This is a genomic window from Haloleucobacter ellipsoideus (genome assembly GCF_052491725.1).
In genome coordinates this window covers 104,033-128,208 of sequence record NZ_JBQWAR010000020.1, presented here as the reverse complement: position 1 = coordinate 128,208, position 24,176 = coordinate 104,033, and the positions used below count along the sequence as shown (strand labels likewise).

Here is a 24,176-nt window from a genome sequence, read left to right as displayed (position 1 = left end):
CCCGGCGGTTTTCCCGATTGCGATGCAGGGCCGCGCTTCAGCTGCGGACCATGCCGACAATGTCCTTCACATCACGGATGGTCTGGTCGGCAATCACCCGCGCGCGTTCCGCACCGTCCTTGAGGATGGCGTCGATGGACGCGGGATCGCCCATCAGGCGCTGCATCTCGGCGCCAATGGGGCCAAGCTTGCTGACGGACAGTTCCACCAGCGCGGCCTTGAAGGCGGAGAACTGGGCGCCGCCAAAATCGCGCAGAACCGCTTCCTTGGTGGTGTCGGAAAGCGCCGCGAAAATACCCACCAGATTGTCCGCCTCCGGGCGGCCCTTCATCCCTTCCAGCTCGGAAGGCAGAGGCTCCGGATCGGTCTTGGCCCGGCGCACCTTGTTGGCGATGGCGTCGGCATCATCGGTGAGATTGATGCGGGAGAAATCGGAAGGCTCCGACTTCGACATCTTCTTTGCGCCATCGCGCAGGCTCATCACCCGGGTGGCCGGGCCGGCGATCAGCGGCTCGGTGAGCGGGAAATAGCCGTCCCCATGCCCGTTGGCGGCAATATTGGGGGCGAAATCGGTATTGAACTTCTGCGCAATATCGCGCGTGAGCTCCAGATGCTGCTTCTGGTCCTCGCCCACCGGCACATGGGTGGCGCGGTAGAGCAGGATATCGGCCGCCATCAGGGTCGGATAGGTGAACAGGCCAACGGAGACATTCTCCCGGTCCTTCCCCGCCTTCTCCTTGAACTGGGTCATGCGGTTGAGCCAGCCCATCCGCGCCACGCAGTTGAGAATCCAGCCCAGCTCCGCATGGCCGGAAACCTGGCTCTGGTTGAAGACGATATTGCTTTTGGGGTCGATGCCGCAGGCGATGAAGGCGGCCGTCACCTCACGGGTGTGGCGCCGGAGCTCGTCGGGGTCCTGCCAGACGGTGATGGCATGCAGGTCCACCACGCAGTAGATGCACTCGCGGTCCTTCTGGAGTTCGACAAAGCGCTTGATGGCGCCGAGATAATTGCCAAGGTGCAGATTGCCCGTGGGCTGCACGCCAGAAAAGATACGCTCTGCAACCGTCGCCATGGCGACCCTCCTGAGGGCGGCATGCCGCCCGGCCTGATCCGGTGCGCGCCAGCCATGGCCCGCACCCTCTTGCACATCATGGATGAGCCGCCCCCTCCGTCTGGCGGGGCGGTTCGTCCGGTTTTCATCTGCGGCCCGGAAGGGAAAAGGCCCTTGAGAGCCTGCCCTTTCGGAACCTTCGGACAGGCGGCGGCCCAAGGGCGGCGCGCATCCGAAAGAGGTTGCCGGGTCATGCCACCGTGCAGGGCATGATGCAAGTGCATCATGCAGGGTGGGCAGATTCATGCGGTGCGCGGCCGGGCGGGAGGCGGGCAGGAGATCAGCGCGGCGTGTCCGCTCTTTCCTGCGCGCCGCTTGCTTCCGGGTTGCCTGTCACAGCTCCGGGCCCAGCCTCGGCCCCTGCCGTCCGGGGGCGGGGGGAGGGAAAGTTCGGGTTCTTCTGGTCCGCGAACAGGGACCAGACGGCGACAAACAGCGAGGCGATGAGCGGGCCGATGACAAAGCCGTTCATCCCCATCAGGGAGAGGCCGCCAATGGTGGAAATCAGCACCGCATAATCCGGCAGCAGCGTGCCGCGGCCCACCAGTGGCGGGCGCAGCAGATTGTCTATGGTGCTGAGGACGAGCACGCCGACACCCAGCAGGATGCCGCCGCGCATATAATCGCCCGTCAGCAGCATATAGATTGCCGCCGGCCCCCAGATCAGCGCCGAGCCGACAGCGGGCAGCAGTGAAAGAATGGCCATCAGCACGCCCCACAGCAGGGCGGCCTGTATGCCGAGAAACCAGAATGTGATGCCGCCGATCGCGCCCTGCACGATGGCAATGATGATATTGCCTTTCACGGTGGCTTTCACCACCGAGGCGAATTTTGTCATCAGCTGGTCTGTCTGGTGCAGGCCCAGCGGGCTCGCCCGGCGGATCTGGCTGGCCAGACGGTCCCCGTCCCGGAACAGGAAGAACAGCAGATACAGCATGATGCCGAGGCTGATGATGAACTGCGCCGTATTCTGCCCGATGCTGAGCGCCTGCGCGGCGATGGTCTGGCTGGCCTGCATGAAGAAGGATGTCAGCCGCGCCTGAATCTCGGCCAGATTGCCCAGATGCAGCGAGTCCAGCGCATCACGGGCAAAAGCGGGCAGGGTGTTCTGGAGCTGGATCAGCGCGCTGCCCGGATCGAACTCGCGGCTGCCGAGGCGCTCATACAGCCAGGTCGCCTCCTTGGCGATGGAGGCGGTGATGAGGGAGGCCGGGATCACCACCACGCAGATGCAGGCCAGCACACTCAGGGCCGCGGCAAGGGTGCGGCGCCCGCCAGTGGTCCGTTCCAGAAAGAGCTGGAGCGGATGAAACAGAATGGCGAGAATGATGGCCCACAAAATGGCCCCGTAATAGGGCTGGAGCAGCCAGATGAAGGCCACCGTGATGAGCACAATGGTGGTGAGAAATCCAAAATCCTGGATGTTTCTGCGCGTCATCGAAGCCTCATCTCGCGTGATGACATGCAGATGTATCACGGATGGCGGGTCTGTAGGAAACCGCTTCGGCTTCTGCGCCCATGCATCTGGAGCAGCCCGCGGCTGAAATGCAAACGGCCGACCCAGGGGGTCGGCCGCATGATCGTTTGCAAGAGCACCGTGGCTCAGTGACCGAAGGCCTTCACGATTTCCTCGGTCACCTTCTTGGCGTCGCCGAAGAGCATCATCGTGTTGTCCTTGAAGAACAGCTCGTTCTCCACGCCGGCATAGCCGGCGGCCATGCCGCGCTTGATGAAGAGCACGGTCTTGGCCTTCTCCACATCCAGAATCGGCATGCCGAAAATGGGAGACTGCGGATCGGTCTTCGCGGCCGGGTTGGTCACGTCATTGGCGCCGATGACGAAGGCGACATCCGCCTGCGCGAACTCGGAGTTGATGTCCTCCAGCTCGAACACGTCATCATAGGGCACCTGCGCCTCGGCCAGCAGCACGTTCATGTGCCCGGGCATGCGGCCCGCCACCGGATGGATGGCGAACTTCACCTCCACGCCCTCTTCCTTGAGCATGTCGGTCATCTCGCGCAGCGCGTGCTGGGCCTGGGCCACCGCCATGCCATAGCCCGGCACGATGATGACCTTCTCGGCATTCTTCATGATATAGGCCGCATCATCCGCCGAACCCTGCTTCACGGGGCGCGCCTCGCCCCCGCCCGCACCGCCGGCCGCAGCGGCATCACCGCCGAAGCCGCCGACAATGACGGAGATGAAGGAGCGGTTCATGCCCTTGCACATGATGTAGGACAGGATCGCGCCCGAGGAGCCCACCAGCGCGCCGGTGATGATGAGCGCGGTGTTGCCCAGCGTGAAGCCGATGCCCGCCGCCGCCCAGCCCGAATAGGAGTTCAGCATCGACACCACGACGGGCATGTCCGCGCCGCCAATGGGGATGATGAGCAGCCCGCCGAGCACCAGCGAGAGAATGGTGATGATCCAGAACAGGGTGATCGAGCCCGTCATCACGAAGGCGATGATGAGGATGAGCAGCAGCAGCGCCAGGCCGATATTGATGAGATGGCGCGCCGGCAGCATGATCGGCTTGCCGCTCATGTTTCCATTGAGCTTGGCGAAGGCGATGATGGAGCCGGTGAAGGTGATGGCGCCAATGGCCACACCCAGGGACATCTCGATCAGGCTGGCGACCGGCAGGTGGCCGGGGTCACCAATGCCGAAGGCGCGCGGCGCATAGAGCGCGGCCGCCGCCACCAGCACGGCGGCAAGACCCACCAGCGAGTGGAAGGCCGCGACCAGCTGCGGCATCGCCGTCATGGCGATGCGCTTGGCCACCACGGCGCCGATGCCGCCACCGATGGCGATACCGGCAATCACCAGAACCCAGCCGATCGCGTCGGACGGGGGCTGGAGCGCCAGCGTGGTGAGGATGGCGATGGCCATGCCCACCATGCCGAACAGGTTGCCCTGCCGCGAGGTGGTGGGGTGCGAGAGCCCGCGCAAGGCGAGGATGAACAGCACACCCGCGACGAGGTAGAAAAAGGCTGCGAGATTGACGCTCATGTCCCGCGCCTCACTTCTTCTTCGAGTACATGGCGAGCATGCGGCTGGTCACCATGAACCCGCCGAAAATGTTCACCGATGCAAGGATAAGGGCGATGAAGCCGAAGATGCGGGCCCACCAGGCATGTTCCGTATCGACAATGGTGGGCACGCCCACGGCGAGCAGGGCGCCCACCACGATGACGGAGGAAATGGCGTTGGTGACGCTCATCAGCGGGGTGTGCAGCGCGGGCGTCACCGACCACACCACATAATAGCCGACGAACACCGCCAGCACGAAGATGGACAGGCGGAACACGAACGGGTCGATCGCCCCGCCGGTGGCCGCATGCGCGGCCGCGCCGAGGGCGGTGGCCGCCTGATCGGCATAGGACTGCGCGGCGTCGGCGGCCTGGCGGGCCACTTCGGCGGCGAGACGCGCCTGTTCTGCGGCGTGGTGTGCCGCGGGGGTGGCTGAAGCTGGATTCATTGGGCAGCTCCCTCGGTCTTCGGAGCAAAGTTGGGATGCACGACCGCGCCGTTGCGGGTGAGCAGCGTGGCCTTCACCAGCTCATCATCCCACTTCACGGCGAGGGACTTGGAGTCCTTGTCCACCATGGTCTCGAAGAAATTGAAGAGGTTCTTCGCATAGAGCGGCGAGGCGGAGGCGGCGAGGCGGCCGGGCACATTGAGATGGCCGACGATCTTCACCCCGTTCACTTCCACCACCTCACCGGCCAGGGACCCCTCCACATTGCCGCCGCGCTCCACCGCCAGATCGACGATGACGGAGCCGGGACGCATGGAGGCCACCATCTCGGCGGTCAGCAGGCGGGGAGCCTGACGCCCGGGAATGAGAGCGGTGGTGATGACGATGTCCTGCTTCTTCAGGTGGTCTGCCACCAGCGCCGCCTGCTTGGCCTGATATTCGGCAGACATCGGCTTGGCGTAGCCCGTGGCGGTTTCCGCCTGCTTGAACTCCTCGTCCTCCACCGCGATGAACTTCGCGCCCAGCGAGGCGACCTGTTCCTTGGCGGCGGGACGCACGTCGGTCGCCGTCACGATGGCGCCGAGGCGGCGGGCGGTGGCGATGGCCTGGAGACCGGCAACACCGGCGCCCATGATGAAGACGCGCGCGGCCGGAACGGTGCCAGCGGCGGTCATCATCTGCGGCAGGGCGCGGCTGAACTCGTAGGAGGCGTCCAGCACGGCGCGATAGCCGGCAAGGTTGGCCTGCGAGGACAACACGTCCATCACCTGCGCACGGGTGATACGCGGCATCAGCTCCATGGCGAAGCTGGAAACGCCTGCACGCGCCATGGCTTCCAGTGCGGCATCATTGCCGTAGGGATCCATGATGGCGAGAACGAGCGCGCCGGACTTGTACAACGAAAGTTCATCTTCCGCCGGACGCCGCACCTTGAGTACGACATCCGCGCCGGAGAGCGCCTCGGCAGCATGTGCTGCGATCGTGGCGCCTGCCGCCGTGTAATCGGAATCCAGAATGCCGGATTTGAGGCCCGCACCGGTTTCGACCACCACTTCGGCGCCGAGACCGGCAAGGCGCTTCACCGTATCCGGAGTTGCGCCAACTCGCGGCTCGCCGGGATCAACCTCGGCGGGGACAGCGATTTTCATCTGATATGTCTCCAGTGCTCCAGAACCTTGCAGGACTTAGAGGAGGAAGATCGGTTCTTTGGTGAGAACGATGATCGCCTTGGCGCACGCGCTCAGGGCCGGAACATGACGGTATGCATTCCGCGATGGGCACGGATCCGTTCAGTTCCGCAGGGAACCGCGATGCTGACAGAAGTGCCCATTTTACCCCCCATGCCACTTGCTCTCCTCTTGGGGCATAGCTGACGGTCTGAAGTCTGGCAACAGGCGAGACTTTCAGACACGCGATTTTTCAACCCTCAAGGGGGGAAAGAGGGCAAAAAACACCCTCTCTCCTCCGTCCCGCATCATCCTTCTTCTTCAATTGAGCCGGCCTGCGCTTTGGTCAGCAAGGCTGACATGTTTCCAGACCGGAACCTAAGCTTCCGGCCCATAGTTCAGTCCGTCCTTCAGCATGATCACGCTGAGACTTTTATGACCCTTATATTGTTCGTTGACCCTGCGTGCCCGAAGGGAATGCCGGCGACAACGACGGCCAGATCCCCCCTCTGGGCCAGCCCTTCGGCCAGCAGGGCCTGGGCGGCGCTGTCCACCATGTCCTCATAGGAATGCAGCTCGGGCGAGCGGATGGAATAGGCGCCCCACAGCAGGTTGGCCCGGCGTGCCACGGCCAGATAGGGCGTCATCGCCAGAATGGGCAGGCCGGTGCGCTTGCGGGCGATGCGCGCCGCGGTGGTGCCGCGCGAGGTGAAGCCCACTATGGCCACCGCGCCGATGGCCTCCGCAAGGCTGGCTGCCGCCGCCGCCACCGCATGGGGAGCGGAATCCTCGTCTCCCGGCGCGGATGAGGCGATGATGGAGCGATAGAGCTTGTGCTGCTCGGTGGAGTGGATGATGCGGTCCATCATCGCCACCGTTTCCAGCGGATATTGCCCGGTGGCGGATTCGGCCGAAAGCATCACTGCATCGGCCCCGTCATAGATGGCGGTCGCCACATCCGAGACCTCGGCGCGGGTCGGGGTGGGGGAGGCCACCATGGAATCCAGCATCTGGGTTGCAACGATCACCGGCTTTGCCGCAAGACGGCAGGCCCGCACCAGCTCCTTCTGGCGGCCCGGCACATCCTCATTGGGAATTTCCACGCCCAGATCCCCGCGCGCCACCATGATGGCATCCGACAGAGCGATGATGTCGTCGATATGGTCGAGCGCGGAGGGCTTCTCGATCTTGGCCAGAAGGCCGGCCCGGTCGCCGATCAGCGCCCGCGCCTCGATCAGGTCACCCGGGCGCTGCACGAAGGAGAGGGCCACCCAGTCCATGCCGAGGGCAAGGCCGAATTCCAGATCGTCCCGGTCCTTGGCGGTGAGGGGAGAGAGGTTCAGCACCGTTCCGGGCAGGTTCACGCCCTTGCGGTTGGAGATCACGCCGCCGACAATCACCTCGGCATCGATATGCTCCCCCTCGACCGAAGTGGCGCGCACCCGCACCCGTCCGTCATCGATGAGCAGATCCTGGCCGGGGGCGATGGAGGCGAAGATTTCCGGGTGCGGCAGGGGAATGGCGTCGCGCCCGCCCTCGGTGCCCTCGATCACGAAGCGCACGGTTTCCCCGGCCTCGACTGAAAAATGCCCGTCCCGGATGGTGCCGACCCGGATCTTGGGGCCCTGCAGATCCTGAAGGATGCCGATGGGCCTGCCGGTCTCGCTCTCCAGCGCCCGCAGGGCGGCATGGACGCGGGCATGATCCTCCTGCACGCCATGGCTGAAATTCATGCGGAATGTGTCGACGCCGGCCAGATAAAGGGCCCTGAGCATATCCGGGCTGGAACTGGCCGGCCCGACGGTGGCGACGATCTTGGTACGACGATTGCGGAGCATGAGTCCTCCTGCGGCGGCAGCCGCAATGTTCAGGCGATCAGGATGGCGCGGATGTCATTCACATTGGTCAGGGTCGGCCCGGTGCGCACCAGATCTCCCAGCCTGTCGAACAGGGTGTAGCTGTCATGGCCCGCCAGAAGCGCGCGGGCATCAAGACCCACCGCGCCGGCCCGCGCGAGCGTGTCCGGGGTGACGATCGCGCCGGCGGCATCCTCCGTGCCGTCAATGCCGTCACTGTCTCCGGCCAGCGCCCAGATGCCGGGTGCCCCCTGAAGGGCGACGGCAAGGCCGAGCAGGAACTCGGTGTTGCGCCCGCCCTTGCCATGGCCTTCCGGCCCGATGGTGACCGTGGTTTCCCCGCCCGAAAGCAGGACAGCGGGGGCGGGGAGCGGATGCCCGTGGGCCTGCACGGAACGGGCAATGCCGGCCATGACCGTGCCCAGCTCGCGCGATTCACCCTCCAGCGCATCGCCCAGAATGAGCGGGGTGACCCCGTGGGCGCGTGCCACATCCGCCGCCGCCTCAAGGGACAGGGACGGGGCGGCGATGATGCGCACATCCGGTTCGAATTGCGGGTTCTCCTCCCCCTCCCGCGCGAGTACGGCCCGGGCGGCGGGCGGCAGATCCAGCTTGAGGCGCTGCACCAGCTCGCGCGCCTCCGCGCGGGTGCCGGTATGCGGAATGGTGGGGCCGGAGGCGATGATTGCCGGATCGTCTCCCGGGACATCGGAAATGACGAGGGTCAACAGCCGCGCCGGCATGGCGGCCTGCGCCAGCCGCCCGCCCTTGATGGCGGAGAGCTGCTTGCGCAGCAGGTTCATCTGGGAAATGGTGGCTCCGCTGCGCAGCAAAGCGGCATTGACGGCCTGCTTGTCGGCCAGCGTCATCTCGCCCGCCGGCAGGCACAGCAGGGATGAGCCACCCCCGGAAATGAGAGCGAGCACCAGATCATCCGGCCCCAGCCCTTTCACGGCATCGAGAATGGCTCTGGAGGCCGTGAGGCTGGCCTCATCGGGCACGGGGTGCGAGGCTTCCAGAATCTGGATGCGTCCGGCCGGCACCGCATGGCCATAGCGGGTGACGACCACCCCGGAGAGGTCGACATCCGGCCATGCGGCATCCACCGCCGCCGCCATCGCCGCCGAAGCCTTGCCGGCCCCCACCACCACGCACCGCCCGCGCGGGGGAGCGGGCAGGTGACGCAATACGGCATCCCCGGCCGATGCGCGCGCAACCGCCGCGTCAAAGAGGGCGCGCAGGAATGCGCGAGGCTGGGCGGGGGGGCACTCCGGTGACATGCGTTTCCTCTCCTGCATCTTCATTATGATGCGGCCGGATCACATCTGGATGTCGTCTGCCGCACGGGGCTGATGCCCCGGCAGGCGGCGCACTGGTGGTTCAGTACCGCGGGTGTGACCGGCCGTTCCGGAGATTAGTGATACTTTTGTCGATAATGTCAAAGCCGTTCAGGACTTATGCCCTTGAGCCGCAAGCGGATGCGCGAGCGTGCATCCCGGCTTCAGGCACATGGAGCCTGCCGGCGCTGATGGCACATGAGGCCATACAGGTGCAGACCGGCACATGATCGCCCGCCCCGGAGAGGCAGGATGTAGGGGGTATCACAAGAGCTGTCACAGGGCGCAGGCGGAGCCCGGTGGCAGGGTACGCATGTCCTGCCCATCCCGCGCAGGGGCGGGCTTTCGGGGGCTCAGCTTCTGGGCCGGCCGATTCCCCCGCCCTGCCTGCGGCGCAGGGCAAGGCTGTTCTTGGCCTCATTCTGCTGGATATCGGAGATGGCCTTGCGCAGATAACAGATATGCTCATGCGCCGCGGCCCGGGCCTCTTCCGGCCTGCGCCCGATGATCGCCTCGGCAATGGCGATATGCTGGCGGCGCAGCACATCGCGTGTCTCCGGCATGGAGAAGATCTTCTGCCGGTTGTGGAAGACATGTTCCATCAGATTGCCGGACAGGGCCTGCATGATCTGCAGCAGGACGAGATTGTGGCTCGCCTCATAGATCGTCATGTGCAGTTCGGTATCCGCCGCGGCCTCTTCCTGCGGCTCGCCGGCAATGTGCGCCTGCTCGATTCGGACAAGGCATTGACGGATCTGTTCAAGATCGATCTCGCTCGCCCGTTCCGCGGCAAAGGCGGCGGCAGAGCTTTCAACGATCGCGCGGAACTCCAGATAGTCATCCGAAACGGCGCTGTGCTCGGTCAGCATCGCGATCAGCGGATCGGAAATGGTTGCCGCGCCAAGATGCGCCACCCGCATCCCCTTGCCGGGACGGCTCGTCAGCAGCCCTTTCTGTTCCAGTGTCTTCAACGCATCGCGCAGGGTCGGGCGGGATACATTGAGGCACTCGGCCAGTTCGCGCTCTGGCAGGAGGGGGGTGCCATGGCGCAGCGAGCCCTCAAGAATGAGGGACTCGATATGTTGCACGGTTGCTTCCGCAGCCTTTGGGGGTCGGTTCGGCCTGTCCGGGTTCATGCCCATGAAATATGCCGGCAGGCCGCGGTATTCAACGTTTTCCGGATAGGTAGCAGAGTGGCGAAAAGTAGCAGGAACAGGGGGATCGAGCCGAAATGTAAGGAGGTTGACACTTTTGGTCAAAACATTTTACCAACGGGGCAGTCCGGCAAGAACATGAAGCTCAATACCAATATGGGCCGGTGGGAGAAGCTTTGCCAAGGGCCTGGCTGAACCGCATCCCTGGCCGGTGCGCAGGACAGGCGGCTGGCTTTGGGGAGGGAATCGAATGCCTTGGTCACAAATCTATGACCCATATGACAACATGGTCATCTCGACCCTGTTGGCGGCAATACCGGTCGTGGTCTTGCTGGGTGGTATCGGCATCTTCAACATGAAGGCGCATCGCGCCGCGGTGCTGGGGCTGATTGCAGCTCTCGTCGTGGCCATTTTCTGTTTCGGCATGCCGGCGCAGATGGCGGGCATCACCGCCGTGTATGGCGCGGCCTATGGTCTTCTGCCGATCGGCTGGATCATCCTGAGCGTCATCTTTCTGTACCGGCTCACCGAGAAGACCGGACAGTTCAGCATCCTGCGGGATTCCATCGCCGGCCTGACGCCGGATCGACGGCTGCAACTGCTGTTCATCGCCTTTTCATTCGGCGCCTTCTTTGAAGGGGCGGCCGGTTTCGGCACGCCTGTGGCGGTCACCGCCTCCATGCTGATGGGCCTTGGCTTCGCCCCGCTTCCGGCGGCCGGCCTGTCCCTCATCGCCAATACGGCGCCCGTGGCCTATGGCGCGCTGGGCACCCCGGTCATCGCGCTTTCAGCCGTCACCGGGCTGGACCTGATGGAACTCTCCGGCATGATCGGCCGTCAGCTGCCCTTCTTCTCGGTCATCGTGCCGTTCTGGCTGGTGTGGGCCTTTGCCGGGCGCAAGGGCATGTGGGAGGTGTGGCCGGCTTTGCTGGTGGCCGGCGTGTCCTTCGCGGTGCCGCAATATCTGGTGTCGAACTTCCATGGCCCGTGGCTGGTGGATATCGTGGCCGCCGTGTGCTCGATGATCTGCCTTGCGGCCTTCCTGCGGGTGTGGTCACCCAAGCGGGTGTGGACCTCCACCGGCGGTGGTGGCGAGGCCGAGCCGGTGCAGGTGAAGCACTCCCATTCCACCGCGACGGTTTTCAGGGCCTGGCTGCCCTGGCTCATCCTGTCCGTTTTCGTGTTCGCCTGGGGCACCCCGCAGGTGAAGGTGTGGCTGGACAGCATCTGGATCTATCGCCTGCCGGTGCCGGGCCTGCATGATCTGGTGTTCAAGGTGCCTCCCGTTGTGGAAGCGCCCAAGGCCGAGGGCGCCGTCTATGCGCTGAACCTGCTTTCGGCGACAGGCACGGGCATTCTTCTGGCCGCCATCGTTTCCGGCCTCATCCTGCGCTTCTCTCCGGTCGCGCTGGTGAGGGAGTGGTTGCAGACCGTCTGGGTGGTGCGTTTCTCGCTCATCACCATTGCGGCCATGCTCGCGCTCGGCTTTGTCTCGCGCTATTCCGGCACGGATGCGACCCTGGGCCTGGCCTTTGCGCAGACGGGGTGGATCTATCCCTTCTTCGGCACCCTTCTGGGCTGGCTGGGCGTGGCGCTGACCGGTTCCGACACGGCATCGAACGTGCTGTTCGGCGGCCTCCAGAAGATCACGGCGGAGCAGATCGGCGTCTCTCCGGTGCTGATGGCCTCGGCCAACTCCTCGGGTGGCGTGATGGGCAAGATGATCGATGCCCAGAGCATCGTCGTCGCCTCCACCGCCACCAACTGGTACGGGCACGAAAACAAGATCCTGCGTTACGTGTTCTTCCACTCCATCGCACTGGCCTGCCTTGTCGGCGTGCTGGTGATGGGGCAGGCCTATGTGCCACCCCTCACGGCAATGGTGCCGTAACCGCTGACTGTCCGGTGAGGGGGAGATCTCCCCCTCACCTCTTTTGAAATGGGAGGGCAGGCTATGTCGACCATAGCAATGCCGCAGCCGGATTCCGCCATTCTTGCGCGGAAAGACGAGATCATTGCCGCGCTGGCCGCGGAGCTGCCGCAAGACATCATCATCGCCGACCCGGAGGAAACCCGGGCCTATGAATGTGATGCGCTGACAGCCTATCGCTGTGCCCCGCTGGCCGTGGTTCTGCCGCGCACCACCGAGGAGGTGGCCGCGGCCATGCGCGTGTGCCATCGCCTGAAGGTGCCGGTGGTGCCGCGCGGGGCGGGCACGTCGCTTGCCGGGGGGGCCCTGCCCACCGCCGACAGCGTGGTCATCGGCACGCTGCGCCTGCGCGATGTTCTGGAGATCGACACGGCCAACCGTTTCATCCGTGTGCAGACCGGCGTCACCAACCTGTCCGTCAGCGCGGAGCTGGAGGCGGAAGGCTTCTTCTATGCGCCGGACCCGTCCTCGCAGCTGGCCTGCACCATTGCCGGCAATATCGGCATGAATTCGGGTGGCGCCCATTGCCTCAAATACGGGGTCACCACCAACAACCTGCTGGGCGTGCGCATGGTGCTGGCCACCGGCGAGATCGTGGAGCTGGGCGGCCCGCTGCTGGGCAATAGCGGGCTGGACCTGCTCGGCCTCATCTGCGGCTCGGAGGGGCAGCTTGCCATTGTCACCGAGGCGACGCTGCGCATCCTGCCCAAGCCGGAAGGCGCGCGGCCGATGCTGATCGGCTTTGATTCCGCCGAGACGGCAGGGGAGTGCGTCGCCCGCATCATCCGCTCCGGCCTGCTGCCGGTGGCCATCGAATATATGGATGATGTGTGCCTGCGCGCGGTCGAGGCCTTCGCGAAGGCCGGCTATCCCGATTGCGCCGCGGTGCTGATCGTGGAGGTGGAGGGGTCCGCGGACGAGATCCGCGCCCAGATCGAGCGCATTCATGCCATCGCGGCGGAGCTGAACCCGGTCGAGTTCCGCACCAGCAAGACCGAGGCTGAGTCTCTGGCCATCTGGAAGGGGCGCAAGTCCGCCTTCGGGGCCATGGGCCGGCTGGGGGATTATATGTGCCTGGATGGCACCGTCCCCGTGTCCAAGCTGCCCTACACGCTCAAGCGCATCGGTGAGATGTCGAAGGAGTTCGGGCTGGAGGTCGCCAATGTCTTCCATGCGGGGGATGGCAACATGCACCCCCTCATTCTGTTCAATGCCAATGAGCCGGGCCAGCTTGAAAAGGCGGAGGCCTTCGGGGCGGAAATCCTGCGCCTGTGCGTCGATGTCGGCGGCTGCCTCACCGGCGAGCATGGGGTTGGCATCGAGAAGCGTGACCTGATGACCAAGCAATATGCGCCCCAGGACATGGCCATCCAGATGGAGATCAAGGACATTTTCGACCCGCACTGGCTGCTGAACGCCGCCAAGGTCTTCCCGCTGGAGACCAGCCGCCCCCATCGCGAGGAGGCGGGCAGATGCTGATGACGCCGAAATCCGGCCCGGCCATTCTTGCCCCGCGCAGCGAGGCGGAACTGGCAGAGCTTGTGATGCAGAGCCGCGCGGAAGGGCGCGCCCTGCATGTGTGCGGTGGTGCAACCCGCCATGTGCCGCCCGCCATGGCTGCCGGCACATGCCTCACTTTGCGCGATATGGACGGAATCGTCACCTATTCCCCCGGAGAGCTCACCCTGGTGGCGCGTGTCGGCACGCCGGTGGATGAGATCGAGGCCGCGCTGGCGGCCGAGGGGCAGGCGCTGGCGTTCGAGCCGATGGATCATCGCGTCCTGCTGGGCACGCAGGGTGTGCCGACCATTGGCGGCATCGTCGCCACCAATACCTCCGGCCCGCGCCGGATCCATACCGGGGCCTGTCGCGATCACCTTCTGGGCGTGCGCTTCGTGGATGGACAGGGGCGGATCATCAAGAATGGCGGCCGGGTGATGAAGAATGTCACCGGGCTGGATCTGGGCAAGCTCCAGTGCGGTGCGCATGGCACGCTGGGTGTGCTGAGCGAGGTGGCGCTGAAGACCCTGCCGCTGGCGGAAAGCCAGCAGACCCTGTCTTTTCCCGCCATCGGCATGGAGGAGGCCGTCCGCCTCTTCGCCACCGCCCTCGCCACGCCCTTCGAGGTTTCGGGTGCGGCTTACCATGCCGGCACGGCATGGCTGCGGATAGAGGGATTAACCCCGCAGGTTGCCTATCGGCGCGAGCGGCTCAAGGCCCTGTTCCGCGGGCATGAGATCGGGATTCTGGAGGATGCCGAAAGCCGTGCGCACTGGCGCGGCATCCGTGATGTGGCGCATTTTGCCGGGACGGGCTGCGCCGTGTGGCGCATCTTCGTGAAACCCGGCGATGCGCCCGCCACGGCCGCCGCGCTTCAGGCCCATGGCGGAGAGGTTGCGCTGGACTGGGGCGGAGGTCTGCTCTGGTATGCCGGTGATGCACCGGCGCATGCTGTCCATGCCGCCGTGGGGGCCGGGCGCGCCATGCTGGTGCGTGCGGGCACAGCCCCGGCCCATCCCGCCTTCACGCCGGAAGCTCCGGCCATCGTCGCCCTTTCTGCCGCCCTGCGCCGCACATTCGACCCCGCCGGGATGTTCAACCCGGGTCTGATGGGGAGCCAAGATGCAAACACACTTCACTGAGGCCCAGCTTGCAGACCCTGCAACGCTGCGCGCGAACGAGATCCTGCGCTCCTGCGTGCATTGCGGCTTCTGCACCGCCACCTGCCCCACCTACAAGGTGCTGGGTGATGAGCTCGATAGCCCGCGCGGGCGCATCTATCTCATCAAGGACATGCTGGAGAACAACAAGGTGCCGGACCCGGCCACCGTCCGCCATGTCGATCGCTGCCTGGGCTGCCTGAGCTGCATGACGACCTGCCCCTCCGGCGTGCATTACATGCATCTGGTGGACCATGCGCGCGATTATATCGAGAAGCATTACCGGCGGGACTGGCGGGAGCGGACGCTGCGCTGGCTGCTGGCGCGGACCCTGCCATATCCCGGTCGTTTCCGGGCGGCGATGATGGCCGCCCGGCTGGCGCGGCCCTTCCGCAAGCTGATGCCGGATGCCCGCCTGCGCGCGATGCTGGACATGGCCCCCGCAAGCCTGCCCGCGCCCAGCGCGAATGACCGCCCGCAGAGCTTTCCGGCCGAGAGCGGCAAGACCATGCGCGTGGCCCTGCTGACGGGATGCGCCCAGCGCGCGCTCAATACCGACATCAATGATGCAACCATCCGCCTTCTGCGCCGGCATGGCTGCGAGGTGGTGATCCCGAAGAACATGGGCTGTTGCGGCGCGCTGCCCCACCATATGGGCAAGAGTGATGACAGCCACGCTTTGGCCGCCGCCAATATCCGCGCCATTACGGCGGAAATGGACGGGGCCGGGCTGGATGCGCTGGTCATCAACACCTCCGGCTGCGGCACCACGGTGAAGGACTATGGCCACATGTTCGCCAATACCCCGCTGGCCGCGGATGCGGCGCGCGTGGGCGCTCTGGCCAAAGACATCACCGAGGTGATGGAAGAGCTGGGCCTGCAGAACCCGTCCCATGCCGAGCCGCTGCGGGTGGCCTATCATTCGGCCTGTTCGCTGCAGCATGGCCAGCAGATCCGCTCCGCCCCGAAGGACCTGCTGAAGGCGGCCGGCTTTCAGGTGGTGGAGCCGAAGGACAGCCATATCTGCTGCGGCTCCGCCGGCACCTATAACCTGATGCAGCCGGAGATTTCCGGCCAGCTGAAAAGCCGCAAGGTCGCGACCCTTGAGGCCACGCGGCCGCAGGTGATCAGTGCCGGCAATATTGGCTGCATGATGCAGATCGGCTCCGGCACCGGCATTCCGGTGGCGCATACGGCCGAACTGCTGGACTGGGCGACCGGCGGCCCGCGCCCGCGCGCGCTGGAAAAGGCCTGCGCCTGAACAGGCCGGCACGGAAAAATCAGGCGTGGCGGGCATGGTGAACAGCCGTCACGCCTGTTCATCCGCACGGCTCTGGTGAGCCGCCTGCGTCTGGGCGAGGCCTTCCTGCCGGAAGGCCCGCTGCACGGCAGGGCGGCTGTGCACCTTGCCCATGAGGCGGGCCCAGTGCGGATGGTCGCCATCCATCTCAAGGCCGATGCGCTGGCCCCAGAGCCAGAACACCGCCAGATAGGCATCCGTCACCGTATAGTGGCCGGGCACCGCCCAGTCGCGGCCATCGGAGAGGATATGCTCGATATGGGCATTGGCGGCGCGGATATTCTCGCGCCCCCGGTCCTGAACGGCTTCATGCAGCGCCGGGTCGGCGATGAAGCGGTGCGGACGCCAGAGCTGGCCATAGCCGATGCCGTGCAGGTCGATGGAAATCCAGCTCAGCCATTCCATGCAGCGCGCCTCGCCGGCCGGGGTGGCGGGCAGAAGACGGGCATCGGGATGGGTGCGGGCGAGGAAGAGCAGGATCGCGACCGCCTCGGTCAACAGATTCGCGGCACCGCCCGCACCGCCGGGCACGCCACCCAGCGCCGGAACCCGGCCCTTGGGATTGAGCGCGAGATAGTCCTGTCTGGACGTGCCCTCGCTGTTTTTCGCCGAGCGGATCTCCGCCATATAGGGCGCGCCCGTCTCCTCCAGAACAATATGCACTGCAAGCGAGCAGGCACCCGGTGAATAATGGAAGTGATACATGCGGCATCCCTGTTTCAAGGCAGAAGCGCGGGCGGGAGCGGCGGTCTGTCCTTCAGGCAGGGTAAGCGCTCATGCGTCCTGGATATATTCACTGGTGAGTATACATTGCGGCGCCACCTCCGCCGCCCCCATGGGGATGGCCTCAAGCCTCATGTCTCGGGCTCGCTGCCGCCCATCACGCGGGTCAGTTCCTCGGCCTGCTGGCGCACCTTCACGCCAATCTTGTCCATGTCCCCGGCTGGCAGGCGGGCGGCAAGGGCGGAGATGGAGATGGCGCCAACGGGGTCTCCCGAAGGGGACCAGACCACCGCTGCCACGCAGCGCATGCCGAGGGTGAATTCCTCATTGTCGAACGCATAGCCGCGCGCGCGGATACGGGCCATGTCGGCGCGCACCTCATCCATGGTGCGCAGGCTGTGTTCGGTTGCCTGGCGCAGGCCATGGCGGGCCACCAGCGCTTCGATATCCTCATCCGGCCAGGTGGCGACGATGGCCTTGCCCATGCCCGAATTCATCACCGGCGCGCGTCCGCCCGGCGGGGCGATGGCGCGGATGATCTCGCGGCTTTCCACCTGTGCCACGGTGATGACCTCGCCATCTTCCAGCACCCCCAGATTGGCGGTCTCGCGGGAAAGGTCCCGCAGCTTGCGCAGGAAGGGGGTGGCGGCGGCGATGAAGCTTTGCCAGCGGGTGAAGGCAATGCCCACCGCAAAGGCCTTGCGCCCCACATACCAGCGCTGTGTTGCCACATCGAACTGGGTGAAGCCGCGCCGTTCCAGCGTCGTCAGCAGCCGGTGGGTGGTGGAGCGGGCAAGGCCGGCCTCCTGCGCAAGGGCGGTGAGGCGGGCCCCTTCGGGATGGGCGGCCACCTGCTCCAGCAGGCCGAGCGCGCGATCGACCGCCTGAACGGTTCCATTCTGTTCCATTTTCGGAAAGCTGTCCCACATCGTGGAAATCATCAGCCCTCCCTATAGCCCTGTTCAGGGCCGGCGGGCTAGTCTGGCCTCCAATGAAAAAACGCCTCAGGAGAGATGAAATGACCGAATATACCCAGCGCGCCGGGCTTCAGGTCGCGACCGTTCTGGCCGATTTTGTCGAGAACCGCGTGCTGCCGGGCCTGCCGGTCACGGCTGATGCGTTCTGGAGCGGCTATGCCGCCCTGCTGAAGGATCTCGCCCCCGAGAACCGCCGCCTGCTGCAGGTGCGCGACGAGATCCAGCAGAAGATCGATACCTGGCTGGCGGCGCGTCGCGGGCAGGAGTGGGACAATGCCGCCTGGCAGGATTTCCTGCGCGAGATCGGCTACATCCTGCCGGAAGGTGAAGCCTTCAAGGTGGAAACAGGCCCGGCGGATGACGAGATCGCCAGGGTGGCGGGCGCCCAGCTCGTGGTGCCGGTGATGAATGCCCGATTTGCCCTGAACGCCGCCAATGCGCGCTGGGGCTCGCTCTATGATGCGCTCTATGGCACCGATGCGCTGCCCGGCGCGCCGGAAGGCAAGGGCTATGATGCAAAGCGCGGTGCGCAGGCTGTGGCGAAGGCTGCCGAGTTCCTTGATGAAGCCCTGCCGCTGGCCTCCGGCAAGCATGCGGATGTGACCGCATGGCGGGTGGAGAATGGCAAGGCCATCGCCACCATTGCGGGCAGCGATGTCGAGCTGGCGGACCCGTCCGCCTTTGTTGGCCAGAGCGGTGAGGGCGAGAAGCGCTCCCTGCTGTTCCGCCACAATGGCCTGCATGTGGAACTGGTGTTCGATCCGGCTCATCCGGTCGGCGCGGCCAGCCCCTCGGGCCTGCGCGATGTGGTGCTGGAAGCAGCCCTCACCGCGATTCAGGACTGCGAGGACTCCATCGCCGCCGTGGATGCCGAGGACAAGGTGCTGGCCTATGGCAACTGGCTGGGCCTGATGAAGGGTGATCTTGAGGACACCTTCGAGAAGGGCGGCAAGACACAGACGCGCCGCCTGAACGCTGACCGCACCTTCACCGCGCCGGATGGCTCCAGCTTCACTTTGCCGGGCCGCGCCGTTCTGCTCATCCGCAATGTCGGCCATCTCATGACCACGGATGCGGTGCTGCTGGACGGACAGGAGACCCCCGAAGGCATGCTGGATGCCCTCGTCACGGTTGCCGCCGCCATGCACGATCTGCAGAAGACCTCCGGTCCGCGCAACTCGCGCGCCGGTTCGGTCTATATCGTGAAGCCGAAGATGCACGGGCCGGAAGAGGCCGCCTTCGCGGACCGCACCTATGCACGGGTGGAGGACATTCTGGGTCTGGCCCGCGGCACGGTGAAGCTCGGCCTGATGGACGAGGAGCGCCGCACCTCCGCCAATCTGCGCGAATGTATCCGCGCGCTGAAGGGGCGTATCGTCTTCATCAATACCGGCTTCCTCGACCGGACGGGCGATGAGATCCATACCGTGATGCAGGCCGGTCCGGTGCTGCCCAAGGCCGAGATGAAGGACGCGCCCTGGCTTGCCGCCTATGAGGATGGCAATGTGGATGCGGGCCTCGCCACCGGCCTGAATGGCAAGGGGCAGATCGGCAAGGGCATGTGGGCCAAGCCCGACGCCATGGCCGAGATGCTGGTGGTCAAGATCGGCCATCCGAAGGCCGGTGCGAACACCGCCTGGGTGCCCTCTCCCACCGCCGCCACGCTGCATGCCACCCATTATCACCAGGTGAATGTGGCCGAGCGGCAGAAGGAGCTGTCCAGCCGTGCACGCGCCAGCCTCGACAAGCTGATGACCCCGCCGCTGATGGGCAAGCGCAACCTCTCGCCCGAGCAGATCGCCCGCGAGATCGACCTCAACTGCCAGTCCATTCTGGGCTATGTGGTGCGCTGGGTGGATCAGGGTGTCGGCTGCTCCAAGGTGCCGGACATCGATGACGTGCCACTGATGGAAGACCGCGCGACCCTGCGCATCTCGTCCCAGTTCCTCGCCAACTGGCTGATGCATGGCATCATCACCGAGGCGCAGGTGGATGAGAGCCTGCGGCGCATGGCTGTTGCTGTGGACCGGCAGAATGCGGGCGATGCGGCCTACACGCCCATGGCGCCCGGCTTTGACGGCCCGGCCTTCAAGGCGGCGCGCGATCTCATCGTGAAGGGTGCCGAGCAGCCCTCCGGCTATACCGAGCCGCTGCTGCATGCCTGGCGGCGCGTGGCCAAGGCCGGCTGATCGCGAGATCCCGCCTGCGTTTTCCGGTCTGACCGGACATCCGACAACGGTGCATATACCGGCCTCGACAGGCCGGTATATGCACTTGCAGACCCCCGAGGAGACTGAGATGAAAACTGTAACCCGTCTGGATCTGGACGATGCGCGCGTGCTGATCGCCGGTGCGGCTGCCCATGCGGTGGAAATCGGTGTGCCCATGTGCATCGCCATCACCGATGAAAGCGGCCACCTCATCGCTTTCGAGCGCATGGAAGGCGGCAAGGTGACATCCACCACCATCGCCATCGACAAATCCTTCACCGCCTCCGGCGCGAAGAAGGCGACCCATGAATATGGCGCTTCCAGCCAGCCCGGCGCTCCGGCCTATGGCATCAATTCGGCCATTGGCGGGCGGCTGATGGTGGTGGGCGGCGGCCTGCCGGTGGTGTGGAATGGCGCCGTGGTCGGCGGCATCGGCGTGTCATCCGGCACTCCGGCGCAGGATCAGGCCGTGGCGCAGGCCGGCATTGATGCCTGGCTTGCACAGCAGGCCGCAAATTAGGGCCAGGCATTTCCATGAATGAAAAGGGCGCGGAAGCTGAAGGCTTCCGCGCCCTTTTCATATGGGGGCTGGGCGCGGGCCCTATTGGGCCGGAGCCGCCTCCGGCTTTTGCTGAAGCTGGGGCGCCTCCTCGCTGCGCTCATCCATCAGGGTCAGGCCGGAAAGACATTCCAGGGCATGCTCGATGATGCGGAAGGCGGCTGCGGCCTTGCAGGCCTTCCCGTCCGTATCCTCCGCGATGGCCGCTTCCGCCGAGACAATCCCCTGCGATGCAAGGCGGATCATTTCCTGAAGGTCACGGTGCCAGTTGGCCAGACCGAAACGGGCCATCCGCGCGCGCAGGGCCCTGACATCCTCGGCCCATGGCAGGTCCGGCGTCAGCCCGTCATAGAGCAGGATGAAGGCGGAGGCGGCAATGCCCGTGGCGTATCCGGCCTCCGTTTCCCGGAAGGGGTCGGGCTTCTGGCCCTGAAAGGTCGGGGCGATCTCGCTGGTGAGGAAGGTCAGGCGCATCTGCGAGCGCTGGGCCATGGCCGGACTGTTGACGGTGGCCTGCCGCAGGGTGCGGGCGGATGCGCGCTGCAGGCGCACGCGTTGCAGCCAGGGACCGGTCGGCATCACGATCTGAGTGATCACCGCACAGGCCGCGAAGGCCAGCAGCAGCGCCACGATGGAATTGAGCGCACCCGCGAAGTCATAGGTCATGACATTGTCGGGATCGAGCGGGATCAGGAACAGCAGCATCGTCTGGATGCCCACCATCTTGTACAGGCCATCCATGCCGATCAGCATGAAGCAGACCATCAGGAAGGGGGAGATGGCAAGGGCGAACAGCGGAAATGTCGTCAGGTGCGGCACGATCTGGAACGAGATCACCATGGCCGGGACGATGGCGATCACAACCCCCCAGATGATCATCCGGTAACCGGTGGGGGTGACCAGCAGCAGGGGATAGATGCTGGCGATGATGACGGCGCTCGAGCCGGCGGACCATTCCGTCGCCAGCCAGAAGACCGAGGTCACCACCACGGAAAGAACCGCGCGGATCGTCGCCACGCTCGCCATCACCGCATCACCGGCGGCAATATGGAACGGGCCGCTGACCGGTTTCGGCGTGATGGACGGGTTGTGCAGCGCCTGAAATCCCAGCAGGATCTGCTGGCAGAAGGCGGCAAAACTCAGCCAGGGCACGGCGGCATAGATGGGGGGCGGATTGCCTGCCGGGGCTGCCGGGCCTGAAGCCGGCCGGTCCGCGCCGTCATTGTCCGCGCGCGCGCCCTCATCCCTTGTCTGTCCGCTCGTGCCCGGGCCGGGAATGCGGGTGATTTCCTCCGTCAGCCGCTCCGCTGCCGCTTTCCACTGTTGCTGGGCCGCACGCGCGGCCTCCTCGCTGGTCAGGGCATCGGGCAGTTCCGCCGCAAGGCGCGACATCTCCTCATGGTGAAATTCGGGGCGCGAGAGGGCGCGGGTGATGAACAGGTTGCGCATCAGCCCGTGATTCAGGCTGCGTACCGCCAGCACGCGATGGTGCGCATTGGGCTGGCCGGAGATTTCGTGCTCGAACTTGTGCAGATTGACAAACAGGTTCGCCAGCTTGACCCGCGCGGCCGCTCCCTTCTGTCCGGGCGACAGGCAGGCGACCAGCATCTCGCCTGCATCGCGCATGTTTCCGGAGAGATTGAGATAGCCGAAGCGCGGCGTGATGACGACGGAAACGACCCAGGTCGCGGCAATGCCGATAAACACTTCCGAGGTGCGGCTGGCGGCGATGTCTGCCGCGGAGTTCGGGTCCAGCGCGCCGGGCACGCCCACAATGGCGGCGGTATAGCCGGACAGGGCGAAGATATAGGCCTCAAGGTCGCGGAACCACATGAGCATCCACTGGCACAGCCCCAGCCATATGCACAGGCCCAGCAGGAAGAGCACGCGCTGTTCGGCAAACAGGGCCGCCAGGGTCAGGCCCACCGTCGCCCCGACCAGCGTGCCGGCGGCACGGGCAAGGCTCTTGGCGGTGACCTGATCGGTATTGGCATTGGCCAGGCAGGCGACGGTGAGGACAGACCATTCCGGCTCGGGCAGGGAGGACCACAGCGAGATGCCGAGGGAGGCAATGGCGGCCAGCGTGAACTTCAGGCCCAGTAACAGCAGGTCAGAATTGATCCGCATGCCCGGTATGATTCCCATGTTCTTGCTCCAGCCCCGTTCCGGGGCATGGAGACCACAGACCGCACGGGTTCGGCAATCCCCCCGGCCGCATGGCTGTGGCCATGTGCGGGAGATGAGGTGCGCGCGGCCGTGTGATCTTGCGCCTGTCCCGCCCCGATGGCAGGTGATGATCGCCGTGACGACGGCCTGAACAGGGCCGGGCCGGCCCCATCCATATACCCCTTGTGTGTCCGGACGGACATCCTTCTATGGATATGCCCGCGACTGGTGTTCCGGCAGGGACTTTCCGGTCGCGGGCACGGATTTACTGTTTTGCGGCCCGCTCTTCCTCAAGCGGCGGCAGGAACCATGCCAGCAGACCGGCCAGAGGCAGGAAGGAGCAGAGCTGATAGACGGTCTCGATGCCATAGACATCGGCAAGGCTGCCCAGAATGGCCGCGGCGATGCCGCCGAGACCGAAATTCAGTCCGTAGAACAGCCCGCCGATCAGGCCAATGCGGTTCGGCAGAAGGTCCATGGCATAGATGAGGATGGAGGCGAAGGCGCTGGCCATGATGAGATTGATCATCACGGTCAGGATGCCGGTCCAGAACAGGTCCGCATAGGGCAGGATCAGGGTCAGCGGCAGCGGGCCGAGCACCGAGATCCAGATGATGCGGGAGCGCCCGATCCGGTCGCCGAGAATGCCGCCCAGCAGCACCCCCACGGCCGAGGCCATGAGGAAGATGAACAGCATCATCTGCGAGGCGGAGATCGACAGGTCGAACCGCTCCATCAGGTAGAAGATGTAGAAGGAGCGGAAGCTCTCGCCATAGGCGTTCTTGGAGAACATCAGCAAGGTGAGGATGACGAGGCCGCTGACGATGGTCGCCGGCATGTGGCGCGGGCGCTCGGCCGCGGCCTTGGAGGAGGTGGCGCGCAGGGCGGCGAACTGCCGGCGCAGCATGCCCTGCTGGCCGCCGGTCCACACCAGCAACATCATGGCGCAGATGGCGAGGGCCGCGAACCAGGACAGGCTGGACTGGCCCCACGGCACGATGATGAGGGCGGCGAAAATCGGCCCGAGAGCGCCGCCCGCCTGTCCGCCCACCTGAAAGATGCCCTGCGCCAGCCCCTGCTTGCCGCCCGAGGCATAGCGCGCCATGCGAGTGGCTTCCGGATGGAAGATGGAGGAGCCGATGCCGATGAGGGCGACAGAAACCAGAATCAGGGTGTAGCTGTTGGCATAGGCAAGGCTCACAAGGCCCGCCAGCGTGAAGCCCATGCCGATCGCCGGGGAATAGGGGGCAGGATGGCGGTCCGTGACATGGCCGATAACCGGCTGCAGCAGGGAGCCGGCAATCTGGAAGGTCAGCGTGATCATCCCGATCTGCACGAAATCGAGTGCGTAGGCATCCTTGATGATCGGATAGACGGCGGGGATCAGCGACTGCATGAGGTCGTTGAGCAGATGCGTCAGGCCAAGAACCAGAAGCACGGCCATATGGGGGCCGGTTCTGGTGATGGGAGAGGAAAGGCTGATGCTCATGGTGGTGGGTTTCGCGGTCATTCACGCCCTGGAAAAGGCGGTGGTGGGAGGCTGTGT

General features: G+C 65.3%; 18 protein-coding genes. 6 read left to right on the top strand and 12 right to left on the bottom strand.

What is annotated here, in order from left to right; all coding sequences use genetic code 11:
- Positions 1-37: 37 nt before the first annotated feature.
- The 8 genes from trpS to ACT6QG_RS12480 form a co-directional block, all read right to left on the bottom strand.
- Positions 38-1,075 carry a tryptophan--tRNA ligase gene (trpS, locus tag ACT6QG_RS12515; protein ID WP_444977911.1) on the bottom strand — a complete coding sequence of 346 codons (1,038 nt, stop codon included), beginning with the start codon at positions 1,073-1,075 and terminating at the stop codon, positions 38-40.
- 319 nt (positions 1,076-1,394) lie between these two features.
- On the bottom strand, positions 1,395-2,552 hold the full coding sequence (locus ACT6QG_RS12510; RefSeq protein WP_444977910.1) for an AI-2E family transporter: 1,158 nt from the start codon (positions 2,550-2,552) through the stop codon (positions 1,395-1,397).
- A gap of 164 nt (positions 2,553-2,716) precedes the next feature.
- Positions 2,717-4,123, bottom strand: a complete 1,407-nt coding sequence (locus tag ACT6QG_RS12505; RefSeq protein ID WP_444977909.1) for an NAD(P)(+) transhydrogenase (Re/Si-specific) subunit beta — start codon at positions 4,121-4,123, stop codon at positions 2,717-2,719.
- Between the two features lie 10 nt (positions 4,124-4,133).
- Positions 4,134-4,592, bottom strand: a complete 459-nt coding sequence (locus tag ACT6QG_RS12500; RefSeq protein WP_444977908.1) for a proton-translocating transhydrogenase family protein — start codon at positions 4,590-4,592, stop codon at positions 4,134-4,136.
- Entirely contained in the window at positions 4,589-5,740 is a 1,152-nt protein-coding gene (locus ACT6QG_RS12495) for a Re/Si-specific NAD(P)(+) transhydrogenase subunit alpha (RefSeq protein ID WP_444977907.1), read from the bottom strand. The genes ACT6QG_RS12500 and ACT6QG_RS12495 overlap by 4 nt, the downstream gene beginning before the upstream one ends.
- 437 nt (positions 5,741-6,177) lie before the next feature.
- Positions 6,178-7,596, bottom strand: a complete 1,419-nt coding sequence (gene pyk / locus ACT6QG_RS12490; RefSeq protein ID WP_444977906.1) for a pyruvate kinase — start codon at positions 7,594-7,596, stop codon at positions 6,178-6,180.
- A gap of 29 nt (positions 7,597-7,625) precedes the next feature.
- On the bottom strand, positions 7,626-8,894 hold the full coding sequence (locus ACT6QG_RS12485) for a glycerate kinase type-2 family protein (RefSeq protein ID WP_444977905.1): 1,269 nt from the start codon (positions 8,892-8,894) through the stop codon (positions 7,626-7,628).
- A 410-nt stretch (positions 8,895-9,304) separates the two neighbouring features.
- On the bottom strand, positions 9,305-10,039 hold the full coding sequence (locus ACT6QG_RS12480) for an FCD domain-containing protein (protein ID WP_444977904.1): 735 nt from the start codon (positions 10,037-10,039) through the stop codon (positions 9,305-9,307).
- Between the two features lie 316 nt (positions 10,040-10,355).
- Between ACT6QG_RS12480 and ACT6QG_RS12475 the strand changes: the two genes are divergently transcribed.
- The 4 genes from ACT6QG_RS12475 to glcF all read left to right on the top strand — a co-directional run bounded on the left by ACT6QG_RS12475 (position 10,356) and on the right by glcF (position 15,956).
- Positions 10,356-11,996: an L-lactate permease gene (locus tag ACT6QG_RS12475; protein WP_444977903.1), complete on the top strand. Its 1,641-nt coding sequence runs from the start codon at positions 10,356-10,358 to the stop codon at positions 11,994-11,996.
- A gap of 63 nt (positions 11,997-12,059) precedes the next feature.
- Entirely contained in the window at positions 12,060-13,514 is a 1,455-nt protein-coding gene (locus tag ACT6QG_RS12470; protein ID WP_444977902.1) for an FAD-binding oxidoreductase, read from the top strand.
- Positions 13,508-14,677, top strand: a complete 1,170-nt coding sequence (locus ACT6QG_RS12465; RefSeq protein WP_444977901.1) for an FAD-binding protein — start codon at positions 13,508-13,510, stop codon at positions 14,675-14,677. The genes ACT6QG_RS12470 and ACT6QG_RS12465 overlap by 7 nt, the downstream gene beginning before the upstream one ends.
- Positions 14,658-15,956, top strand: a complete 1,299-nt coding sequence (gene glcF, locus ACT6QG_RS12460; RefSeq protein ID WP_444977900.1) for a glycolate oxidase subunit GlcF — start codon at positions 14,658-14,660, stop codon at positions 15,954-15,956. The genes ACT6QG_RS12465 and glcF overlap by 20 nt, the downstream gene beginning before the upstream one ends.
- A gap of 48 nt (positions 15,957-16,004) precedes the next feature.
- Here the strand turns inward: glcF and ACT6QG_RS12455 are convergent, their stop codons facing one another.
- Positions 16,005-16,700 carry a glutathione S-transferase family protein gene (locus ACT6QG_RS12455; RefSeq protein WP_444977899.1) on the bottom strand — a complete coding sequence of 232 codons (696 nt, stop codon included), beginning with the start codon at positions 16,698-16,700 and terminating at the stop codon, positions 16,005-16,007.
- Positions 16,701-16,849: 149 nt separating this feature from the next.
- On the bottom strand, positions 16,850-17,659 hold the full coding sequence (locus ACT6QG_RS12450; RefSeq protein ID WP_444977898.1) for an IclR family transcriptional regulator: 810 nt from the start codon (positions 17,657-17,659) through the stop codon (positions 16,850-16,852).
- 77 nt (positions 17,660-17,736) lie between these two features.
- On the opposite strand from ACT6QG_RS12450, the gene ACT6QG_RS12445 reads away from it, so the two are divergent.
- On the top strand, positions 17,737-19,884 hold the full coding sequence (locus ACT6QG_RS12445) for a malate synthase G (protein ID WP_444977897.1): 2,148 nt from the start codon (positions 17,737-17,739) through the stop codon (positions 19,882-19,884).
- Positions 19,885-19,993: 109 nt separating this feature from the next.
- A complete protein-coding gene (locus ACT6QG_RS12440) occupies positions 19,994-20,425 on the top strand; it encodes a GlcG/HbpS family heme-binding protein (protein ID WP_444977896.1) in 432 nt (143 codons plus the stop codon).
- An 81-nt stretch (positions 20,426-20,506) separates the two neighbouring features.
- On the opposite strand, the gene ACT6QG_RS12435 is transcribed toward ACT6QG_RS12440, so the two are convergent.
- Together ACT6QG_RS12435 and ACT6QG_RS12430 are read right to left on the bottom strand one after the other, a co-directional pair.
- Positions 20,507-22,591 (bottom strand): FUSC family protein, encoded by a 2,085-nt coding sequence (locus ACT6QG_RS12435; RefSeq protein WP_444977895.1) that lies wholly within the window; start codon positions 22,589-22,591, stop codon positions 20,507-20,509.
- A 304-nt stretch (positions 22,592-22,895) separates the two neighbouring features.
- A complete protein-coding gene (locus tag ACT6QG_RS12430; RefSeq protein ID WP_444977894.1) occupies positions 22,896-24,140 on the bottom strand; it encodes an MFS transporter in 1,245 nt (414 codons plus the stop codon).
- Between the last annotated feature and the right edge of the window lie 36 nt (positions 24,141-24,176).

Bases quoted from the DNA above. Each gene is read 5' to 3' on its own strand.
- glcF (WP_444977900.1), top strand. From the start codon at position 14,658: ATGCAAACACACTTCACTGAGGCCCAGCTTGCAGACCCTGCAACGCTG.
- ACT6QG_RS12475 (WP_444977903.1), top strand. From the start codon at position 10,356: ATGCCTTGGTCACAAATCTATGACCCATATGACAACATGGTCATCTCG.
- ACT6QG_RS12450 (WP_444977898.1), bottom strand. From the start codon at position 17,659: ATGATTTCCACGATGTGGGACAGCTTTCCGAAAATGGAACAGAATGGA.
- trpS (WP_444977911.1), bottom strand. From the start codon at position 1,075: ATGGCGACGGTTGCAGAGCGTATCTTTTCTGGCGTGCAGCCCACGGGC.
- pyk (WP_444977906.1), bottom strand. From the start codon at position 7,596: ATGCTCCGCAATCGTCGTACCAAGATCGTCGCCACCGTCGGGCCGGCC.
- ACT6QG_RS12440 (WP_444977896.1), top strand. From the start codon at position 19,994: ATGAAAACTGTAACCCGTCTGGATCTGGACGATGCGCGCGTGCTGATC.
- ACT6QG_RS12455 (WP_444977899.1), bottom strand. From the start codon at position 16,700: ATGTATCACTTCCATTATTCACCGGGTGCCTGCTCGCTTGCAGTGCAT.
- ACT6QG_RS12435 (WP_444977895.1), bottom strand. From the start codon at position 22,591: ATGCGGATCAATTCTGACCTGCTGTTACTGGGCCTGAAGTTCACGCTG.
- ACT6QG_RS12500 (WP_444977908.1), bottom strand. From the start codon at position 4,592: ATGAATCCAGCTTCAGCCACCCCCGCGGCACACCACGCCGCAGAACAG.
- ACT6QG_RS12430 (WP_444977894.1), bottom strand. From the start codon at position 24,140: ATGACCGCGAAACCCACCACCATGAGCATCAGCCTTTCCTCTCCCATC.
- ACT6QG_RS12485 (WP_444977905.1), bottom strand. From the start codon at position 8,894: ATGTCACCGGAGTGCCCCCCCGCCCAGCCTCGCGCATTCCTGCGCGCC.
- ACT6QG_RS12510 (WP_444977910.1), bottom strand. From the start codon at position 2,552: ATGACGCGCAGAAACATCCAGGATTTTGGATTTCTCACCACCATTGTG.
- ACT6QG_RS12465 (WP_444977901.1), top strand. From the start codon at position 13,508: ATGCTGATGACGCCGAAATCCGGCCCGGCCATTCTTGCCCCGCGCAGC.
- ACT6QG_RS12495 (WP_444977907.1), bottom strand. From the start codon at position 5,740: ATGAAAATCGCTGTCCCCGCCGAGGTTGATCCCGGCGAGCCGCGAGTT.
- ACT6QG_RS12470 (WP_444977902.1), top strand. From the start codon at position 12,060: ATGTCGACCATAGCAATGCCGCAGCCGGATTCCGCCATTCTTGCGCGG.
- ACT6QG_RS12445 (WP_444977897.1), top strand. From the start codon at position 17,737: ATGACCGAATATACCCAGCGCGCCGGGCTTCAGGTCGCGACCGTTCTG.
- ACT6QG_RS12505 (WP_444977909.1), bottom strand. From the start codon at position 4,123: ATGAGCGTCAATCTCGCAGCCTTTTTCTACCTCGTCGCGGGTGTGCTG.